A 17,116-nucleotide genomic window follows, 5' to 3' on the forward strand; every position below is an offset into this window, starting at 1 on the left:
GAAACGGCTGCTGGCTTCAGGCTACTGGCTACAGGAAAATACAGCCGAAAGCCTACTCAGGGGCTATGAGCAGCATCTATACCTACAGAAAATCATCCGGAAGCCAGAGGCCAGCAACTTGCAGCTAGCTACGCCTTTCCTCGCTGCTATCGCTAAACTCGAATGTAGATCTTCTTTCTATCCAATATATACCCTACTGCCCAGCACGTTAGCATGAAGAATAGGGCGAAGAGGAACGATGCGTGATTCGGACTAGCTATGCTTGAGAATATATCTCTGTAAAACCAGCGTTGCAGACTTGCATCGCCTACGGGAATCAGGTATAGCGTTATCAACAACAATTCAGATAGCAGGTATATAAACAAAGGGTTTCTTCCGAAGACAACGAAGAAGTAAGTCCACTTTTGGCGCTTCTCTATTTCGATGATGAACATCAGGGTTGGTAATATCAGCAGATCAAGTCCAACGGTTAGCAGTACAAAGGAACTGGTCCAGATTTTCTTGTTGATGGGGAACACCATGTTCCATGTAAGTGCCAGCAAAATCAATACAGCACCCGTCATGAGTAACTTGGCAATCGTTTCGTATGAGTTGCCTTTCTTGCGGATATAGTCACCAGCTATATAGCCGAAGATCACGTTTACTACCGAAGGCAACGTGCTTAGTATACCTTCCGGGTCAAACGGTACGCCTTCTCCGTGGTATAAATGTTTTTCACCCAGCACATAGAAATCAAGAGCATTACCCCAATACCCTGCGAGACTATAAGGATCGTTTGGATCGCCATTGACATATAGCAACAACCAGTATCCTAACAATATAATGACACTGAATGCTACCGCAACCTTTTTCGAGCTATAGTGCAACACCACGGAAGCTATGAGATAACATAATGCTATACGCTGCAATACTCCGAGAATACGCGTTGTGCTGATCGGCTTAAATGCCCCTGCTTCAAAATCGTAGAACGGGAACCAGTATAGTAAATATCCCAACAGGAAAATAATGAGGAATCGCTTGAGTGTTTTCTGCCAGAATACAGTGTCCCCCAATGCTTCATATTTATACATCACAAATGCCATGGCATTGCCAACAGCAAACAGAAAAGACGGAAATACTAAATCAGTGGGTGTAAATCCATGCCACCGCGCATGCATGAGTGGAGCGTATGCTATACTCCAGTCGCCCGGGGAGTTTACGATGATCATGAAACATACCGTCATGCCCCGAAACACATCGAGCGCCAGGAAACGTTGATTTTCTGCCATAGCGAGTAAAAAGATTTAGGTCTATGCTAAACTCCTTTAAATTTATGAGAGCTCCAAGCACACACGTACACATTTTGCAAAAACATAAGCGCTGGAGAACCGATATACCAGAGTATATACAGTTAAGTGCCCGCTATACCCTTACTTCAACTTATCGTTTTGCTGGTGCCGGTCTTTATCGCGTTGCGTTTTCTTCTCCAGGTTCTTGTGAAAAGCTTCGGTGAGATTTATACCGGTCTGGTTAGCCAGGCAGATAACTACCCATAGAACATCAGCAAGTTCGTCACCCAGATCTTTATTCTTATCAGATTCTTTCTCCGATTGTTCACCATAACGCCTGGCCATGATGCGCGCTACCTCCCCAACTTCTTCCGTAAGTATGGCCATGTTGGTAAGTTCATTAAAGTATCGCACACCGGTGGTATTGATCCACTCATCTACCTTTTGCTGGGCTTCCTGTATCGTCATGTGTTAAAGTATAGTTTACAAAATTATAGTATGAAATGATCAATCTGCCATATCGCTGTCATTTCGCAAGTTCCTCAAAGTCTATATCTAGCACTTCGTAGTTTCGCCATCCTATAAAATCGAAGTGCCACCACTCGGAGCTGTTTACCTTAAAGCCTTGCTTCTCCATTACCTGTATAATGAGCGCGCGGTTCTTCCTTGCTTCCGGATCTTTGATGGGAGTTTTAGGCCATGCTTCCTTTTGAAACGAATCATATCCGGTAGGCATCTTCAGCTCTTCGCCTGTTTTCAGATTGATAATGGTCATATCAATAGCGCAGCCTCGATTATGGCGAGAGCCTCTATACGGTGAAGCTACATACGTTGTGTCTTTATATACTTCGTAAAACTTCACAGTAGCTTTGTAGGGCCGGTAAGCATCGAATATCTTAATACCCAAACCTTGCTTCTGCAACTCTGCCTGTGCACGTTTTACAGCATCCGCTACTGGTTTGCGTGCATATGCTTTGGCCAGGTTATATATCTTCTCGCCCGTAAAGTTATTCGTAGTGGCATAACGTATGTCGAGTACAATGCCCGGTATATATTGTTCCAGATCGATCAGTTCTTTCTTCGGATTCTGTTTTATACTCGCCTGGTATTCTTTCAGGTTTGTTACCTTCAATCCGTATTTATACTGCGCTTGTGTTGTTATGGCAAGCAGCATGCCTAGTACGATATATATTGTCTTCATCATTTTAAAAGTTGTTGGTATAGATTGGTATTCTCTTCATCAAAACAACAAAAGATAACTTCACGAATCGATTCATTCACCTGCAAAAACTGTTGAACGGTTTCAATTGCTATCTCTGCGGCTCGCCTTTTCGGAAATCCATATATACCGGTGCTGATATTCGGAAAGGCTATTGTGCTGACGCTATTTTCAATGGCTACCCGAAGGGAATTACGATAGGCATTCGCCAGCAGTTGCTCTTCGTTTTTTGAACCTCCATTCCACACTGGGCCAACGGTGTGGATAACATGTTTCGCTTTTAAATTACCACCACTGGTAATTACAGCTTCACCGGCTTTACAACCACCTTGTTTATTGCGTATCTGCCTACACTCTTCCAGTATCTGAGGTCCGCCCGCGCGATGTATAGCACCATCCACACCTCCTCCTCCTAACAGACTGCTGTTGGCTGCATTTACAATGGCATCGACTTGCAGTTTTGTTATATCGCCTTGTATCAGTTTTAAGCGACTCATACTTTGTTCTTGGTATCGATGATGATGGTTACAGGTCCATCGTTCAATAAACTTACTTTCATGTCGGCACCAAACTCTCCGGTTTGTACGGACTTTCCTAAAGCAGCTTCAACGGCTGTTACAAAATTAGTATATAAAGGTATGGCAATGTCGGGCCTGGAAGCCTTCAGGTATGATGGTCTGTTACCCTTCTTGGTGCTGGCGTGAAGAGTGAACTGGCTCACAACTATAATATCACCACCGTCTTCTTTTACACTTACGTTCATCACGCCTTCCGCATCGTTAAAGATTCGCAGGTTTACAATCTTTGCCGAAAGCCAATCTATATCTTCCTGGGTATCGGCATCTTCTATACCAACTAATATCAGTAGTCCTTTACCAATCGATGCTTTTACCTGGCCCCCGATGGTTACGGATGATGATGTGACACGCTGAACGACTGCAAGCATACCTGGATTGAAAAATTAAAATATTCTAAGATTGAAAAAATTGTAAATGCAGCGATACTCACCTCATTCACCTTTTAAAAATAGAAAAAATTAGGGCAATCAGAATTGCTGGAGGTCTTTGGATTCGTGGATGTGAGTACCTTTTTGCTCTTGTGATGCAAAGTGTAGCATGGCGCGGGCAACGTTGGCTGAATCTATAGCCTTGTATTTCTTCGGAATGAGAAATCCGAAAATCCTGTAGAAGATCTTGGCGGCATCTTCACCCGTGCGTTGTTCAGAACGCGCGCCTAACAATAGCGAAGGTCTGAAGATGTGTGTTGCATCGAAGTGTTCCTTCGTAATCGCTTCTTCTATTTCACCTTTCACCTGGTTATAATATATCGAAGAATTTTTATCAGCACCCAATGCCGATACCAGCATATACTGTTTAGCTCCGCGTTGTTTGCCCGACTTCGCCAACAACAACGGGTAGTAAAAATCTACCTGGTAAAAATTCTCTTTTGTACCGGCCTTGGCCATGGTTGTACCAAGGCAACAGTAAATATCATCGGCCTTGAAATCATCGAGGCTTTCGCCAAGTTTTGAGAAATCTATTTTGAGTTGTGTAAGCTTGGGATGCTGAACTGGTAAGTCCTGACGTGTAAGTGCAATCACGCGACTATAGCGATCACTGTCCAATAACAATTGCAGCAACTGGCCGCCAATTAAACCGGTGCTTCCGGCAATGAGTGCTGTCTTGTTCATACCGAAATCACACGGGATTTCTCCCAGGCTATAAATTTTTCGATCTCACCGCTAAACGATGTAAAGACAGACATTAATATACCTATATCATCGGTGAGACCTACAACCGGCAATAAATCCGGAAGAAAATCGATAGGGTTTACAAAGTATATAACAGCAGCAGTGAGCAACAGCAGTGGTTTCCACGGTATCTCACGGTAGTGTCCTAAAGCATAAGCTTTCAGTAATCTGCCCAGCGTAAAAAATTTTTCTTTTACATCACCGGCTTTCACGTCCTTCCAATTTACGGAGCGAAGTTTCAGTGCCAGTTTAGATACGAGCAGCACCAGGCGTCCCTTTTTTCCGAGGATACCAGAAGCTTTTTTTACTGCCATGTCGAAGAAAACATTTTTAGCCATAGCCGTGCTGTTTAGTTCCCAGACAAACAAAAAAGTATGCCTAGAAAGTTCGTTGAATTTCTTTTTTGAGCTCTGTGAGTGCGTGTGCTATAGGATCAACAGCTTTGTTGATCGATTTCTCGAAAATCTTCTTGGAAAGTTCTATACTAGTAGCCTCCACGTTCATTTCACTGGAGGAATCGTTTATCGTAACGATCAAATCTTCCTTTGCGCTTTTTATCAGGCTCCATACTTCCTCACTCATATATACCTGCTGCGATGCGTTGTGGTTGTACTCGTTCCTGATCTCCGATAACAGCAACTGGTGGAAGTCACGGGCAGGCATTCCGGAGGTGTTGAGTCTTATAAGCAGGTTTTGAGGCGAGATGCGCTCGAGGAAAAGCGTCATCCGTTCGTATGCCTGCAGGCGGCTTGGCAGTACTGTTTCAATGCTACGTCCGCGCACTTCCAGTTTTTTCATTTCAATCTCCTTCTGAATAAACGTACGCACCAGCAGGTACGCTGCATATAAAACAACGGAGGCGGGAATTAAGATTTTACCAAATTCAATAAGGGCGTTCATATCGTATGTTATGCCAAATGTTTAGTTTAAAAATCAAATATCTTAAAAAATGGCGGAAGTCTGCGTGGGGGAAGATCGAAAGTCCGGAAGTCCGAAAGACGGGAAGCTGTTAAGACACTCCGTCTTTCCAGCCTTTCGGACTACTTGACTTCCCGACTCCCGATTTTCCAACCTCCACTTTTTGTCTCCTGCAGCCAAAGTCGTTATTTCGCGATTGTTCCACACTTCTATGAACCCGGACAGGTTAAGAGGTGTTTAAGCTGCCAGAACCCTTGGTGTAAATTTATGTTCGACAACATTCAACCTGTTACTATTTCACCCCGTGCTGCGGAGGAGATCCTGAAGATTATGCAGACTAAAAATATTCCGGATGGATATGGTCTGCGGGTGGGTGTTAAAGGTGGTGGCTGTGGGGTATCGTTACTCATCGGGTTTGATAAACAGAAGGAGACAGATATAGTCTATACGATATCAGGGATACCTGTATATATTGACAAGCGCCACACGATGTATATTATCGGAAAGGAAGTTGATTTCTTTGAGGGTGAAGATGCGCGCGGGTTTATGTTTGTTGATCCGAAAGAAGCCGTGAAGAAAGGCTAGGCTCATCGAAAAATCCAGTTGCACAGAGAACGAAAGAGACACAAAGCGTCACAAAGGTTAAAATGCAGATGAGTAGTATATATACGGTTGGGCATTCCACACACGAACTGGTATATTTTCTGAAACTACTGCAGATGCATCATATAAATTGTCTGGTAGATGTGCGAAGTGTAGCTGCCAGTAATTATAATCCACAGTATAATAAAGATATGCTGTCTGTCTTTCTCAAAAACAATGACATTAAATACCTGCATTTTTCAAAGGAATTTGGTGCGCGACAGACAGACAAAGAATTACTGGACAATTCAGGACAGCTTGATTTCGAAAAGGTACATCATGCACCTCACTTCAGACAAGGCATCGAACGTCTGAAACAAGGTATTGCCAAAGGATATACTATAGCGTTGATGTGTGCTGAAGGAGAACCGTTAGATTGTCATCGTTTTGGAATGGTGTCGACCGCGCTGGTGCAGAATGGTATTGACGTTCTTCACATCATGAAAGATGGCTCGCTGAAAACGCATCAGGAGTTGGAGAAGGAGCTCATCAAAAAGTACGAGAAGAGATTACCCCGGCCGGATATATTTACGACCAGATAAGTAAACAGGAACAATTAAAGGTTGCTTACAGACTGCAGAACAAAGATATTGCTTATGCTCCCGGTGAGCTCGGCTAGATCATCGTTTATAAGATAGCTTCATGAAAATCAACATTGTAGGAGCATCCGGAAGTGGCGTAACAACGCTGGGCGAACAACTGTCGCGGGAGCTGAATATACCTTATTTTGATAGCGATTATTATTACTGGGAACCCTCCAATCCTCCCTTCACTATTCGCAGAGATCCGGCAAAGCGTAACGCGATGCTTCAACAGGATATAGTGCCGTATAAAGACGCATTGCTTGGTGGTTCATTTATAAGTTGGGGCGATGAATGGTTAACAACGTTTGACCTCGTAGTCTTTCTATGGATACCGTCTACTATACGAATAGAGCGGTTGAAACAGCGGGAGTTAGAACGCTACGGTGAAATAATCTATACCAATGAAGAACGAAATCGATTATTCAACGAGTTTATCGATTGGGCTTCCGGCTATGACTCTGGTATAGCACGTGGCAGAACACTGCAGGCTCATGAAGAGTGGTTGAAGAAATTAAACTGCCCGGTTGTTGAAATTCGTGGAAATAAATCTGTTGAAAGCAGGGTAAAAATTGTGATGCAGGCTATACATTCTCATTTTAGATTTTTGCAATGAAACAGTATACGTTAAAAGCAGGTCCGTTTGACAGGGCAAGGACTCTCACCATAGCCCCCGATAAAATCCGGTATGATGAGTTCGATCTGAAAAGTCGCGGCTACAATGAAATATTAAAATCCGAAGTAGCCGATTTTAAATATATAGCAGAACCTATTCGATGGGATCTCATAACCGTTGGAAGAAAGTATACAATCACTATAAAAGACAGAGAAGGCAAGCTGATGACAATTCGATTCAAGAATTTCTTCTGGCAGAAAAATCATTACGACAAAATCTTTACAGAGGTGATAACGCTACTCTGGGAGCATTACTTTAAAGACGTTGTTGATCAATATCTGATCCGTTTCTATGAGCATCAGGAAACGGTACACATTGGTAAACTAAACATACATCAGCAGGGTATTGATGTTGCCGGAACAGGCTTGAACTTTACCTGGGAGGAACTTGAATTCAAAGCTTATACGCGGTTCTTTGTTTTATCAAAACGCGACAAACCTGAATTCCATATATGGATTGACTACAACGAATGGCACACCGAGATTTTATATAGCTTAATTAAGACTATAGTAACAGAAAAGAGAACTTCCAACATGATGGCTGCTTCTAAAAACGATTAAGACCATAGCACTTTTTGTTTTCCCGTTGATTTTGCAGATTACCGCAGATATATTTTATCTGACATCTCAGGGTTCTGTCTTTTTCCGCGCAAATCTGCGTCTTCTGCGGGCCAAAAACTCTCAATATGTCTTCGTCATATCTTTGGGAATACAGATGATATAGTCTGCCGTATTTTTATTGGCATCATCGAGCTTATCGAGTGAGTCTTGTTCAACAGAGTGAATGGTGACGATCTTTAGCTTCGGATCGGCTTTCTTTAAATACCAGTTTATACCCTCGAAGTTTTGAGAGTGATATGCACCGTTGAAGTGCAGTGTAATCGTCTTTTTGTTTTTGAGAATGAAGTGCGCCATGGTAGCATCTTTCGTGGCTTGAGACTTGGCCATGTTCTCGCCACTACCGCTGGGTTGGTGTCCTCCCATTGACATCATTCCTTTATAACCCGGCAGGTTCAGATCTATATCCATCGGTAATGGAGCTATCCATTGTTTCGCTTCGTCTGGTAAAGTCTGCAACGACTCTATACCTTTTCGATATACCAGGTTTGCATAGCGCCTCGGAATGTTGCTGGCTATAGCAGGCAATTTCTTTTCCTTTGCAAATTCAACCAATGGTTTATAGTCGTTCTTATAGTTATCCCAAACTTTAGCTTCGTTCAGCAGGTGTCTTTCTTCGATGGTGCCATTCAGATATTCATTCAATACAATCTGATCATCGGCTTCAAACATTTCAAAACCTAATACAAGATCAGGTTGTATAGTATATATATCTTTTGTTACCTGTAACTCCAGCCAATGGTCTATTGCATTATCGTGCAGCTCACCAAACAACACGATGTCGTTTTTACTTACGTCCTTTATCATCTTATCGTAAGCAATAGCTTTACCTTCTTGGGTAAAGACCTTGTAGGCTGGTTTATCCTGAGCAATGACCGGTGAGGCTAACAGCAAAAATACAACGGCTACAAAACGCATAGAGAAGGGAGAAATAGGTTATGTTTTTTAGTGAAAGAATATAGATCAGCGCTTCCGAATGAGACTTACTGTTGCCCTTCTGCACTTTCCTCCTATAGGCGGATTCAGCTTGGATATTTTCAACTCTACAACTTTGGCAGCGGGTAAAGCTTTCAATACATCATCAGCAATTTTTCCGGCTACAGTTTCCAGCAGTTTGGAAGGCTTGGCCATCTCTTCTTTTACAATACGGAAGAGTGTTTCATAATTGATGGTGCCCATCAGGTCGTCATGCTCGGCTGCTTCCGTAAAATCAGTATCCACTGCTATATCTACTTCGAACCAGTTTCCGGATTCGCGTTCATGGGGATATAAACCGTGGTAGGCATGAAACTCAAGACCTTCGAGCGCTACGCGTCCGCTCATGCAATCTCGTCAAAGAAAGATTTCATTACTTTTTTAACCGGTGCCGGAGGTGGCGTTATACTTACCTCTTCCAATACAGGGGGAGGTGTATACGGAGGTTCCTTGGCAATTTCGCGCTGTATAACAACGGGCTCTTTTACGGCTATAGGTTCTTTTGGAAGAAGTTGAATTTCTTCCTGTACAGGAGTGGGGAGTTTTTCTTCGAAGTAATGCTGGTTCGGGAAGGCTATCTTTTTCGCTTCACGTTTCGCCATGGCTAAGTGCTGATCCGGATCGAAGTCTTTTGTATGCGCGCGGGCACGCTCTACACGATCGATGGTATCATTGGAAAGACGTTTCAAATCTGCGAGTAAATCTTCGCGATGCGACTCGAGCTTCTTATAGTTTTCCACCATCATCTTGAGGCGGTCTTCCATCTCGGCTACAATTTCTTTTGCGCGCACGTCTGATTCTTCAATCGTATCACGGGCTTTTGTTTTCGCCTCATGCAGTAAAGCATCAGCTTTCATCTGTGTTTCTTTCAGATGCAGATCAGCAGCATAGCGCGCCTGTTCAATAACATTGGCACCGGTATCTTCTGCCGTCTTTAAAGTTTTGTAGAGCGAACTTTCAACTTCACGAAGCTTGGTCACTTCGCGTTCTGTGGCTTCGAGTTTTATACGAAGCTCTTTGTTCTCGTCCATAACGCGCTCCCATTCCTGCGACAGCGTGAGCAAAAAAGCATTAACTTCATCTGTCTGGTATCCGCGAAAGTTCTTCTCGAACGTCTTCTGCCGGATGTCTAGTGGTGTTACTCTCATAATACTAAAGTTTAAAAAATGATATTCCAGATGGAAATGGTTCGATCATCGCTGGCACTCACCAGTTGATCTTCATGGCTGGTCCATAAAACCTTGTTCACAGAAGTTCCATGCCCTGCGTGCCGCGCGCGGTCTATCACCTTGAGCAGCCTCAGCTCATCCAACTTCCACACTTTTAAGGACTTATCCATGCTACAAGTTACGAAATGTTTGTTATCCGGACTAAAATCGAGGTGATTTATCGCATACATGTGCGCCACCACTTCGGCTACCTGGGTATAGTTGCTGTTTACATCCCAGGCTTTCAACCGTGCATCGCGCGAGCCACTCATTAAAAAATTTCCATCCGGAGTAAAGCGAATGGTAAAAACCGAGTTAGCGTGCGCCTGCCAGGCATGCTTCAGATTCAGGTCGGTATCGAATACTCGAATATAGTTATCGCTATAGCCCACCACTATATCTCCGCTTCGCGGATGTATAGCAATAGTACGGGCGCTCTTTTCGGAAGACTGATTCTTTGCCAGGACACTCAAGGTAGACAACGCGATTTTTATTACAGCGCCCTCTCCGGTGGCAATGAATACGTCATCATTAACAGACTGTATATCAAAGATTGACGCCTTTGTTATTTGTAACGATCCTACTTCCGTTTTATTCTTCCAGTCCAATACATGAATGCCCTCGTAGTTGTGGCCTGCCAATAACAATCCACTCAACGAGTGATGATGTAAAGCATATATCGAGTTGGGAAGTTTGGCAATCAGTGCTCCGTTCTCCGGATCGCTTAAATTCCATGCCACAACCATACCGTCACCTGCGGCAGAGAAGAAGATAGAATCAACATCAGATCGCTCCAGGGTATAAACACAATCGTTGTGCCCCGTAAGTGTATGGCGTTTTACTACTTCTATCTTCGACATTCCCTGAATTAAACGGCCAAAGTTCTAACTTTCGGAATGTTTTATGAAAATAAAATTTGATTAAATCCACATGATCCGTGTTTTTGTCAACGCATACAGACAAAGGCAAGCTCAGATCTTTACCTTAACCGAATGGCATTAGAGAAAATAGTTATTACTGATACCGGAGGCTGGGCGCTGTGGAAGATTGAAGAAGACGAAGAAACGTTGCAGCGCATGGTTGGAACGGTAGATGAACTCCCTCCTTCCATACATAATCCGAAAAAACGCATGGAGTGGTTTGGCGGTCGCGTAGTTGTGAAAACAATTATGGAAAGACTTGGCCTGTCGTTTAAAGGAATTGTGAAGGATGAATTCGGAAAGCCCTTTCCAAAAGCACATGACTTTCAGCTTTCTCTCAGTCACTCGTATCCATACGTTGGTGCATTGATCGATCGTGAAATTTCGGTGGGCATTGACCTGGAGCAGCCACAGGAAAAACTTCTGCGTGTAGCCCCCCGGGTATTTCATAAAGACGAACTAACCGATGCCGGCCATGATATTGTGAAGTGCTGCATTTACTGGTGCGCCAAGGAAGCACTGATAAAAATATATGGAAAGAAAGACCTGACGCTCGCTGAAAACCTGATTATAAGTCCGTTTACGCGGCAAAACGAAGGACATATTCTTGGCAAAATTATTGTCAAGGATATAGAAACGATAATACCTTTATACTACATCGTTTACCCGAACTTTGTAGTAGTATTGAACAAACGTAACGCATCATGAGAAAGCTCATCGCCCTGTTGGCACTGGTTGTATGTTTCGCTGCTAACGCGCAAACTGTGCAAGACTTTAAACTGGTAAATGTAGTGAACGGTAATACGGTATCGCTGGAGACATATCCTTCGTGCGAAGGACTGGTTATAATCTTTACCAGCAACGCGTGTCCTTATGACGAATACTACCGTGCACGTATTAACAAACTTTCGCGTGATTACCAGGACAAAGTACCTGTGCTGCTGGTGAACTCGCACGTTGATACCAACGAATCAACCGATGCCATGGTAAAGAAAGCACAGCAGGCTGGTATATCATTGCCATACCTTGCTGATAAAGATCAGACATTGATGAATGCGTTGGGGGCGACTAAAAGCCCTGCGGTATATTTACTGAAAAACAATGGCGGTAAATTTACCATTGTATATAAAGGTGCGATTGATGACAATGCCCAGGTAGAAGCCGATGTACGTCATCATCACCTGAAAGATGCTATTGATATTATGCTGGCCAATCAGGCGGTACAAACTTCGGAGGTGAGACCGGTGGGATGTACGATTCGGAAGAAGTAATCTTTTTCAGAAGTAAGAATAAAAGCCAGGAGTAACGAGCAGAGTTAAGATAATCTCTTCTTACTCCTGGCTTCTTACTTCTATAAGTATACTATAAGTCAATTGAATCGTAAACAATTACCTTCGACCAGAGGTGTGAGTAATTTTCTACGAATTTCTTATGTATAGGATGTACCTGGTAAGCATCTTGCCCGGCAACATCATCGAAGAAAATCAATTCAGAAGCTGCGTAGCTTGCATCTACCACATCGCGTTTCTCCGTGCTGGCCGGTACACCGATGTGTATGCTGCGCACTGATTCAATTTTACGAAGTGTATTGAGTCCTTCCAAAAGTTTGTTGAGATCTTCTTTTGAGTCCGGGTTCTTCAACCAGAAGAACACATGGTGAGCAAGTTGTTTTTTTGTTTTTGTTTCCATAGTTGTTAATGACATACCTGAAGCCACTCCGGCTGTTAATACAGCTGCGCTGGCGATGAATGTTCTGCGAGTTTGGGTCATACGCTGGACAATTATTAGCCGGTGAAAATACAAAATTTACCCAAACAGGAGAATGAATAAAAGTATGACCGGATGCTATACTCTTTGAAAAGACGCTGGTGTTTGAATTACGCTGTTATTTCAATTCGATTGCCTTCGGGGTCGAGCACTACGCTTTCGTAATAACCGTCTCCGGTGGTGCGCGGTTCTCCTACTACTTCATAGCCATCGGCCCGCAGTTGTTCGGTGAGTGCATCTACGTGTTGTTTACTGCCCGTGGTAATGGCAACGTGAATGAGTCCGGTGAATTGTTTGTAAATATCATTGGTACTTGCAGGTATACCGGGCATCTTCATAATCTCCAGCCGACAACCACTTTCAAAACTTAAAAAGTACGATTCGAAATTCTTTTTGGTATTGATATACTTGTCTCCTGCCGTAACATGGAAATACTTTTCATAGAAGGATTTCATGTTCTCCAGGTCGTTTACCCAAATGGCGATGTGTTCTATTTTCATATTTTTTTTTGCCCGTCCAGGTAACTATTGGGACGGATATACGCAGATGAATTTTGTCTGCCTTTCTTCGTTTTACTTTAAATAAAAAGCTATAGCCTGCTGTCTAAATTACATAAACCCCCTTTGTATTTTCTCTGCAAAAAGATCTGTCTCGATAGTTACCGGAACGGGCTAAAAAATTCCGTAAACAAATTTTTTATGCGTATGCACAAACCCTTCGCGGGTATAGAATTGATGCGTTTGGAGACGATCATTGTTAGCAGCCACTTCCAACTGAAGCACTTCATTTTGTTGTGCCCACAGCTTCACCGCATTTACTAACAATTTACCGATACCATAGTTTCGTTTATCGGCAGCCACAAACAGTTCCTGAATCTCCCCGATACGCCCACCGTGATGAAGTAACATTTGTGTATGACAACTGATATACCCCGCAACTTTGTCGTTAAGTAATGCTACCCGATAACAATAGTCTTTGTCCTGAATATTGCTTTCAAAAAGCAAACGTTGTTTGTCTTTATCAAAGACTATATTTTCCAATGCATTGATAAAATCATAGACCGCAGGGAAATCCTGTGATTGTGCTTCGCGAATCAATGCTTCATCCTCTTTCATTTCAGGTATCCTGGTATAGCTATACCTGCTTTCAACAAATCATCCGGCACAGGTTGCAGGCGCGTTGTTGTTAACGGCACAACACCTGCCCATATATCCAGGCTATAATCTTCCTCATCATCTTTCGGGCCTCCGGTTCTTACTTTAGCAGAAGCTTCCTGTATATCAAACGACAACACCATCGTTGCCTTCCATTCGCCAGCATTGGGCTTGCGTATGTCGTCCCAACGGCCGGGCTGTAGCTTATTGGTAAACACTTCCAGCGCCATGTATAATTCATCCTGGTCTTCAACTTTTTTAGCTTCACTGAAAACTACCACCGAACGGTAATTTACCGAATGATGAAAAGCCGACCGCGCTAACACCAAGCCATCCATAAACGTAACGGTGATACACACCGGCAATTTTTTCTCGGCCAGTTCGCGCATGTAAAAACTCCCCACCGAGCCGTGTACATATAGCTTGTCACCAATCCTGCAAAAGCCTGTTGGAATTTGAAAAGGCATTCCATCGCGCACATACGCGATCGTGCAAAACATAGCCTCATCCAGTATAGCGTAAACGGTGTCCTTATCATATACACCTCTTTTCGCAAGACGCGTGATCTCTGTTCTATCGGTAATCGGGAATTTTTCCATGGCGGATATTTTATGTTTGACTATATACTTCAGGTCTGTGTAACTCCATATAGGTGTCCGGAGTCTTCAGCGATGTAAAACCATAGCGTTCGTATAGTGTGTGTGCATCGCGCGTTACGAGCACCATTCGTCTGAAGACTTTCAGCTCGTCTATACCGAAAATAAATTCCATCAACGTCTTCGACAGGCCGCGGCCGCGGTATTGCTCATCCACAAATACATCGGCCAGGTATCCAAAGGTGGCGTAATCTGTTACCAGTCTGGCGAAACCAACCTGTTGTCCATTAGTATATATACCAAAGCTGAGCGAATTCTCAACGGAGCGTTTCACCGTATCAAACGGTATACCTTTAGCCCAGTATAATTGTGTTGATACTATGCGATGCACATACGCTATATCAATCTTTGTACGATCGGAGCTGTACGTAAAACCATCAGCGATATATTCTTTCAGTATATTCATCTTATTTACCAATCTTCAATACAATCTTTCCAAACTGATCGCCATTCTCCATGCGCGCAAAAGCTTCGTGTACCTGGTCCATTGGATATACCTTATCTATTACCGGTATAATCTTGCGGCCTTCTACAAAGTCAAGCATCGATAAAAATTCATCGCGTGTACCCATCGTAGTACCATGAATAGAGAGTTGTTTCCAGTATAGCAGACGTGTAGCAACTTCTGTGATGTTACCAGCCGTGCGGCCAAAGTTTACAATGCGTCCGCCTGGCAAAGCGAGTTCGATAAGTTTATTGAATTGATCACCACCCGCGCTGTCGATAATGATATCAAATCCGCCACCGGTTTCTTTCTGAGCCTTTATAGCCCACTCGGGATCTTTATAATTAAATCCACCAATCGCTCCTAGTGCTTTTGCTTTTTCAATCTTTTCATCGGAGCCTGATGTTACATATACTCTTCCGTGGTAAGCTGTGGCAAATTGCAAGGCCCACAACGCTGCACCACCCCCTATACCGGTGATCAATACTTTCTCTTTTGATCGCATGCGGGCTTTGGAGAACAACGCACGATACGCAGTCAATCCCGACAACGGTACAGCTGCCGATTGCTCGGATGACAAATGCTCCGGTTTTTCAAATATATACTTCTTGGAGATGGCGAGGTATTCACCGAAGGTTCCGTTATCCGGGAAGCCGAGTATTTTGAATTTATCGCCTTGCACCATCGGGTTATCGCCCCACTCGAGACTCGGGTTGATTACCACCTCAAGTCCCACCAGCATCGGATCAGCATCCTCCCCTACATCTTCAATAACACCACAGCCATCAGAACCCAAAACAATTCCATCCGGAAAATGCTGCGCCTGTTCTTTCGTGATCCATATATCACGGTGATTCAATGCCGCGTGATGTATACGCACCAGTACCTGGTCTTTTACCAGTCTGGGCTTTTTTATTTCCTGAATTTCGAGGGGATAATCTTTGCCTTTAAAAAGGACAGCTCTTTTCTTCGATCCGAACATATATACTTTATAGTCAAAAAGAAGACCTCACCCCTGAGTCATATTCTCCCGCGAAAAGAGAACATGTTAGGATGAGGTCCACACAAAAATTTCTCTTCTATCTGTTATACATGGATGATATAGTTCCAACCGTGCTTATCAGGTTCAGCACCCATGCGAATATCATTCAGTTTTTTCTTGGCGCGAAGCTGGAAGCTGTCAGGACCAGCCACCGGTACAGTAAGATCATTTCCTTTGATCTTGATCACGGCAATCGGAGCCACAACGGCTGCGGTACCTGTTCCGAAGGCTTCGGTTACCGAACCATCTTTCAAGCCTGCTTCAATTTCATCGATGCTTACTCTGCGTTCCTCTACCGTTACCCCCATATCTTTGGCAAGCGTAAGGATTGTATCGCGGGTCACACCATCTAATATAGCAGTAGTAAGTTTGGGTGTAACGAGTTTTCCGTTGATCACGAACATCACGTTCATCATGCCTACTTCATCTATATACTTATGTTCTTTGTGATCGGTCCACAGGATCTGATCAAAGCCTTCTTCACGCGCGATCTGGGTCGGGTAGAAAGCTCCGCCATAGTTACCGGCACATTTAGCAAAACCGGTTCCGCCTTCCGCTGTACGTACATACGTATCCTCTACTTTCAGGCGATATGGTTTAGCCTGGTATGCTGCTACCGGACTGTTGATGATAAAGAATTTAAAATGATCGGCTACTTTAACACCGAGGCGTGCCTCATACGCGAACATGAACGGACGGATATAGAATGATGAACCTTCAGCTTTCGGTATCCATTCTCTGTCCAATTCAATCAACGCGCGCAGCGATTGTAAAAACATTTCCTCGCTGACCTGTGGCATGCACATGCGATCAAGAGATCTGTTTAAACGCTGATGGTGTCTTTGCGGACGGAATATATTGATGTTACCATCATTCATATAGAAAGCCTTCATGCCTTCGAACACTGCCTGACCATAGTGTAGTGATAACATGGCCGGACTCATGAGTATATCACCGAACGGCACAATTGCGGGTTCATGCCATTTACCATCTTTAAAATCGGCCATCACCATGTGATCGGCAATGTATTTACCAAATTCCAGGTTGTTAAAATCAACTTCTTTGATTCTTGATTTTGCAACACGCTGCACTGGGATTGAAGTTGTTAATGTTGTCATGATTTAAAGAGTTACTGGGTGAAATTTCACAATTATTGGCGACATATCCCTGCCTGAAGCTATATTTTATGCTGCAGACCATAAATCTTTTGTATTCCGCCAAAAGAGCAAACTTAATTTCGCAAAGTAGCTTTTTTCGTGTTTATGTTTTTACGTTTAT

25 protein-coding genes are annotated in these 17,116 nt (G+C 43.5%); 6 read left to right on the top strand and 19 right to left on the bottom strand.

Going from position 1 to position 17,116, the window contains the following annotated elements; translation table 11 throughout:
- Positions 1–152: 152 nt before the first annotated feature.
- The 8 genes from ACFQ21_RS11245 to ACFQ21_RS11280 all read right to left on the bottom strand — a co-directional run bounded on the left by ACFQ21_RS11245 (position 153) and on the right by ACFQ21_RS11280 (position 5,137).
- On the bottom strand, positions 153–1,268 hold the full coding sequence (locus ACFQ21_RS11245; protein WP_377578987.1) for an acyltransferase family protein: 1,116 nt from the start codon (positions 1,266–1,268) through the stop codon (positions 153–155).
- Between the two features lie 141 nt (positions 1,269–1,409).
- Complete coding sequence (locus tag ACFQ21_RS11250; RefSeq protein ID WP_377578989.1) at positions 1,410–1,736, bottom strand: nucleotide pyrophosphohydrolase; 327 nt, start codon at positions 1,734–1,736, stop codon at positions 1,410–1,412.
- 58 nt (positions 1,737–1,794) lie between these two features.
- Complete coding sequence (locus ACFQ21_RS11255) at positions 1,795–2,472, bottom strand: M15 family metallopeptidase (RefSeq protein ID WP_377578991.1); 678 nt, start codon at positions 2,470–2,472, stop codon at positions 1,795–1,797.
- Positions 2,469–2,984 carry an O-acetyl-ADP-ribose deacetylase gene (locus tag ACFQ21_RS11260; protein ID WP_377578993.1) on the bottom strand — a complete coding sequence of 172 codons (516 nt, stop codon included), beginning with the start codon at positions 2,982–2,984 and terminating at the stop codon, positions 2,469–2,471. Before ACFQ21_RS11260 ends, ACFQ21_RS11255 begins: the two co-directional genes overlap by 4 nt.
- Positions 2,981–3,433 (bottom strand): D-aminoacyl-tRNA deacylase, encoded by a 453-nt coding sequence (gene dtd / locus ACFQ21_RS11265; RefSeq protein ID WP_377578995.1) that lies wholly within the window; start codon positions 3,431–3,433, stop codon positions 2,981–2,983. Before dtd ends, ACFQ21_RS11260 begins: the two co-directional genes overlap by 4 nt.
- Before the next feature lie 99 nt (positions 3,434–3,532).
- The gene (locus ACFQ21_RS11270) at positions 3,533–4,177 is read right to left on the bottom strand and encodes an NAD-dependent epimerase/dehydratase family protein (protein ID WP_377578997.1); all 645 of its coding nucleotides are present in this window, start codon (positions 4,175–4,177) and stop codon (positions 3,533–3,535) included.
- Positions 4,174–4,575 carry a YkvA family protein gene (locus tag ACFQ21_RS11275; protein WP_377578999.1) on the bottom strand — a complete coding sequence of 134 codons (402 nt, stop codon included), beginning with the start codon at positions 4,573–4,575 and terminating at the stop codon, positions 4,174–4,176. The genes ACFQ21_RS11270 and ACFQ21_RS11275 overlap by 4 nt, the downstream gene beginning before the upstream one ends.
- A 40-nt stretch (positions 4,576–4,615) precedes the next feature.
- Positions 4,616–5,137: a DUF7935 family protein gene (locus ACFQ21_RS11280; RefSeq protein ID WP_377579001.1), complete on the bottom strand. Its 522-nt coding sequence runs from the start codon at positions 5,135–5,137 to the stop codon at positions 4,616–4,618.
- Positions 5,138–5,422: 285 nt separating this feature from the next.
- Between ACFQ21_RS11280 and ACFQ21_RS11285 the strand changes: the two genes are divergently transcribed.
- From ACFQ21_RS11285 to ACFQ21_RS11300, 4 genes are all read left to right on the top strand, one after another.
- Entirely contained in the window at positions 5,423–5,740 is a 318-nt protein-coding gene (locus ACFQ21_RS11285) for a HesB/IscA family protein (RefSeq protein ID WP_377579003.1), read from the top strand.
- 68 nt (positions 5,741–5,808) lie between these two features.
- Positions 5,809–6,339 (top strand): DUF488 domain-containing protein, encoded by a 531-nt coding sequence (locus tag ACFQ21_RS11290; protein ID WP_377579005.1) that lies wholly within the window; start codon positions 5,809–5,811, stop codon positions 6,337–6,339.
- Between the two features lie 100 nt (positions 6,340–6,439).
- Entirely contained in the window at positions 6,440–6,994 is a 555-nt protein-coding gene (locus tag ACFQ21_RS11295) for an adenylate kinase (RefSeq protein ID WP_377579007.1), read from the top strand.
- The gene (locus ACFQ21_RS11300) at positions 6,991–7,614 is read left to right on the top strand and encodes a hypothetical protein (protein WP_377579009.1); all 624 of its coding nucleotides are present in this window, start codon (positions 6,991–6,993) and stop codon (positions 7,612–7,614) included. Before ACFQ21_RS11295 ends, ACFQ21_RS11300 begins: the two co-directional genes overlap by 4 nt.
- A gap of 120 nt (positions 7,615–7,734) precedes the next feature.
- Here the strand turns inward: ACFQ21_RS11300 and ACFQ21_RS11305 are convergent, their stop codons facing one another.
- The 4 genes from ACFQ21_RS11305 to ACFQ21_RS11320 are packed head-to-tail and all read right to left on the bottom strand — an operon-like array spanning position 7,735 to position 10,714.
- The gene (locus tag ACFQ21_RS11305; protein ID WP_377579011.1) at positions 7,735–8,589 is read right to left on the bottom strand and encodes a ChaN family lipoprotein; all 855 of its coding nucleotides are present in this window, start codon (positions 8,587–8,589) and stop codon (positions 7,735–7,737) included.
- 45 nt (positions 8,590–8,634) lie between these two features.
- Complete coding sequence (folB, locus tag ACFQ21_RS11310; RefSeq protein ID WP_377579013.1) at positions 8,635–8,994, bottom strand: dihydroneopterin aldolase; 360 nt, start codon at positions 8,992–8,994, stop codon at positions 8,635–8,637.
- Positions 8,991–9,794 (bottom strand): DivIVA domain-containing protein, encoded by an 804-nt coding sequence (locus ACFQ21_RS11315; protein WP_377579015.1) that lies wholly within the window; start codon positions 9,792–9,794, stop codon positions 8,991–8,993. The genes folB and ACFQ21_RS11315 overlap by 4 nt, the downstream gene beginning before the upstream one ends.
- Positions 9,795–9,805: 11 nt before the next feature.
- Positions 9,806–10,714: a WD40 repeat domain-containing protein gene (locus ACFQ21_RS11320; RefSeq protein ID WP_377579017.1), complete on the bottom strand. Its 909-nt coding sequence runs from the start codon at positions 10,712–10,714 to the stop codon at positions 9,806–9,808.
- 132 nt (positions 10,715–10,846) lie between these two features.
- Here ACFQ21_RS11320 and ACFQ21_RS11325 point away from each other — a divergent pair, with 132 nt between their 5' ends.
- Complete coding sequence (locus ACFQ21_RS11325) at positions 10,847–11,482, top strand: 4'-phosphopantetheinyl transferase family protein (protein WP_377579019.1); 636 nt, start codon at positions 10,847–10,849, stop codon at positions 11,480–11,482.
- Positions 11,479–12,045, top strand: coding sequence for a redoxin domain-containing protein (locus ACFQ21_RS11330; RefSeq protein ID WP_377579021.1), 567 nt, complete (start codon positions 11,479–11,481; stop codon positions 12,043–12,045). Before ACFQ21_RS11325 ends, ACFQ21_RS11330 begins: the two co-directional genes overlap by 4 nt.
- A gap of 91 nt (positions 12,046–12,136) precedes the next feature.
- Here ACFQ21_RS11330 and ACFQ21_RS11335 read toward each other — a convergent pair whose 3' ends face one another.
- From ACFQ21_RS11335 to ACFQ21_RS11365, 7 genes are all read right to left on the bottom strand, one after another.
- Positions 12,137–12,544, bottom strand: a complete 408-nt coding sequence (locus ACFQ21_RS11335) for a Dabb family protein (protein ID WP_377579023.1) — start codon at positions 12,542–12,544, stop codon at positions 12,137–12,139.
- 107 nt (positions 12,545–12,651) lie between these two features.
- On the bottom strand, positions 12,652–13,041 hold the full coding sequence (locus tag ACFQ21_RS11340; RefSeq protein ID WP_377579025.1) for a VOC family protein: 390 nt from the start codon (positions 13,039–13,041) through the stop codon (positions 12,652–12,654).
- 171 nt (positions 13,042–13,212) lie between these two features.
- Positions 13,213–13,656 (bottom strand): GNAT family N-acetyltransferase, encoded by a 444-nt coding sequence (locus ACFQ21_RS11345; protein ID WP_377579027.1) that lies wholly within the window; start codon positions 13,654–13,656, stop codon positions 13,213–13,215.
- On the bottom strand, positions 13,653–14,294 hold the full coding sequence (locus tag ACFQ21_RS11350; RefSeq protein WP_377579029.1) for a pyridoxamine 5'-phosphate oxidase family protein: 642 nt from the start codon (positions 14,292–14,294) through the stop codon (positions 13,653–13,655). The genes ACFQ21_RS11345 and ACFQ21_RS11350 overlap by 4 nt, the downstream gene beginning before the upstream one ends.
- Positions 14,295–14,304: 10 nt before the next feature.
- Complete coding sequence (locus tag ACFQ21_RS11355; RefSeq protein ID WP_377579031.1) at positions 14,305–14,757, bottom strand: GNAT family N-acetyltransferase; 453 nt, start codon at positions 14,755–14,757, stop codon at positions 14,305–14,307.
- A gap of 1 nt (position 14,758) precedes the next feature.
- Positions 14,759–15,778 carry a zinc-binding dehydrogenase gene (locus ACFQ21_RS11360; RefSeq protein ID WP_377579033.1) on the bottom strand — a complete coding sequence of 340 codons (1,020 nt, stop codon included), beginning with the start codon at positions 15,776–15,778 and terminating at the stop codon, positions 14,759–14,761.
- Between the two features lie 104 nt (positions 15,779–15,882).
- Positions 15,883–16,956 (bottom strand): branched-chain amino acid aminotransferase, encoded by a 1,074-nt coding sequence (locus ACFQ21_RS11365; protein ID WP_377579035.1) that lies wholly within the window; start codon positions 16,954–16,956, stop codon positions 15,883–15,885.
- Between the last annotated feature and the right edge of the window lie 160 nt (positions 16,957–17,116).

Origin of the sequence: Ohtaekwangia kribbensis (assembly GCF_042676245.1) — a bacterium.
Classification (GTDB): domain Bacteria; phylum Bacteroidota; class Bacteroidia; order Cytophagales; family Cyclobacteriaceae; genus Ohtaekwangia; species Ohtaekwangia kribbensis.

Bases quoted from the DNA above. Each gene is read 5' to 3' on its own strand.
- ACFQ21_RS11260 (WP_377578993.1), bottom strand. From the start codon at position 2,984: ATGAGTCGCTTAAAACTGATACAAGGCGATATAACAAAACTGCAAGTC.
- ACFQ21_RS11335 (WP_377579023.1), bottom strand. From the start codon at position 12,544: ATGACCCAAACTCGCAGAACATTCATCGCCAGCGCAGCTGTATTAACA.
- ACFQ21_RS11290 (WP_377579005.1), top strand. From the start codon at position 5,809: ATGAGTAGTATATATACGGTTGGGCATTCCACACACGAACTGGTATAT.
- ACFQ21_RS11245 (WP_377578987.1), bottom strand. From the start codon at position 1,268: ATGGCAGAAAATCAACGTTTCCTGGCGCTCGATGTGTTTCGGGGCATG.
- ACFQ21_RS11300 (WP_377579009.1), top strand. From the start codon at position 6,991: ATGAAACAGTATACGTTAAAAGCAGGTCCGTTTGACAGGGCAAGGACT.
- ACFQ21_RS11315 (WP_377579015.1), bottom strand. From the start codon at position 9,794: ATGAGAGTAACACCACTAGACATCCGGCAGAAGACGTTCGAGAAGAAC.
- ACFQ21_RS11305 (WP_377579011.1), bottom strand. From the start codon at position 8,589: ATGCGTTTTGTAGCCGTTGTATTTTTGCTGTTAGCCTCACCGGTCATT.
- ACFQ21_RS11270 (WP_377578997.1), bottom strand. From the start codon at position 4,177: ATGAACAAGACAGCACTCATTGCCGGAAGCACCGGTTTAATTGGCGGC.
- ACFQ21_RS11365 (WP_377579035.1), bottom strand. From the start codon at position 16,956: ATGACAACATTAACAACTTCAATCCCAGTGCAGCGTGTTGCAAAATCA.
- ACFQ21_RS11320 (WP_377579017.1), bottom strand. From the start codon at position 10,714: ATGTCGAAGATAGAAGTAGTAAAACGCCATACACTTACGGGGCACAAC.
- ACFQ21_RS11255 (WP_377578991.1), bottom strand. From the start codon at position 2,472: ATGATGAAGACAATATATATCGTACTAGGCATGCTGCTTGCCATAACA.
- ACFQ21_RS11340 (WP_377579025.1), bottom strand. From the start codon at position 13,041: ATGAAAATAGAACACATCGCCATTTGGGTAAACGACCTGGAGAACATG.
- ACFQ21_RS11330 (WP_377579021.1), top strand. From the start codon at position 11,479: ATGAGAAAGCTCATCGCCCTGTTGGCACTGGTTGTATGTTTCGCTGCT.
- ACFQ21_RS11250 (WP_377578989.1), bottom strand. From the start codon at position 1,736: ATGACGATACAGGAAGCCCAGCAAAAGGTAGATGAGTGGATCAATACC.
- folB (WP_377579013.1), bottom strand. From the start codon at position 8,994: ATGAGCGGACGCGTAGCGCTCGAAGGTCTTGAGTTTCATGCCTACCAC.
- ACFQ21_RS11350 (WP_377579029.1), bottom strand. From the start codon at position 14,294: ATGGAAAAATTCCCGATTACCGATAGAACAGAGATCACGCGTCTTGCG.
- ACFQ21_RS11360 (WP_377579033.1), bottom strand. From the start codon at position 15,778: ATGTTCGGATCGAAGAAAAGAGCTGTCCTTTTTAAAGGCAAAGATTAT.
- dtd (WP_377578995.1), bottom strand. From the start codon at position 3,433: ATGCTTGCAGTCGTTCAGCGTGTCACATCATCATCCGTAACCATCGGG.
- ACFQ21_RS11280 (WP_377579001.1), bottom strand. From the start codon at position 5,137: ATGAACGCCCTTATTGAATTTGGTAAAATCTTAATTCCCGCCTCCGTT.
- ACFQ21_RS11325 (WP_377579019.1), top strand. From the start codon at position 10,847: ATGGCATTAGAGAAAATAGTTATTACTGATACCGGAGGCTGGGCGCTG.
- ACFQ21_RS11275 (WP_377578999.1), bottom strand. From the start codon at position 4,575: ATGGCTAAAAATGTTTTCTTCGACATGGCAGTAAAAAAAGCTTCTGGT.
- ACFQ21_RS11295 (WP_377579007.1), top strand. From the start codon at position 6,440: ATGAAAATCAACATTGTAGGAGCATCCGGAAGTGGCGTAACAACGCTG.
- ACFQ21_RS11355 (WP_377579031.1), bottom strand. From the start codon at position 14,757: ATGAATATACTGAAAGAATATATCGCTGATGGTTTTACGTACAGCTCC.
- ACFQ21_RS11285 (WP_377579003.1), top strand. From the start codon at position 5,423: ATGTTCGACAACATTCAACCTGTTACTATTTCACCCCGTGCTGCGGAG.
- ACFQ21_RS11345 (WP_377579027.1), bottom strand. From the start codon at position 13,656: ATGAAAGAGGATGAAGCATTGATTCGCGAAGCACAATCACAGGATTTC.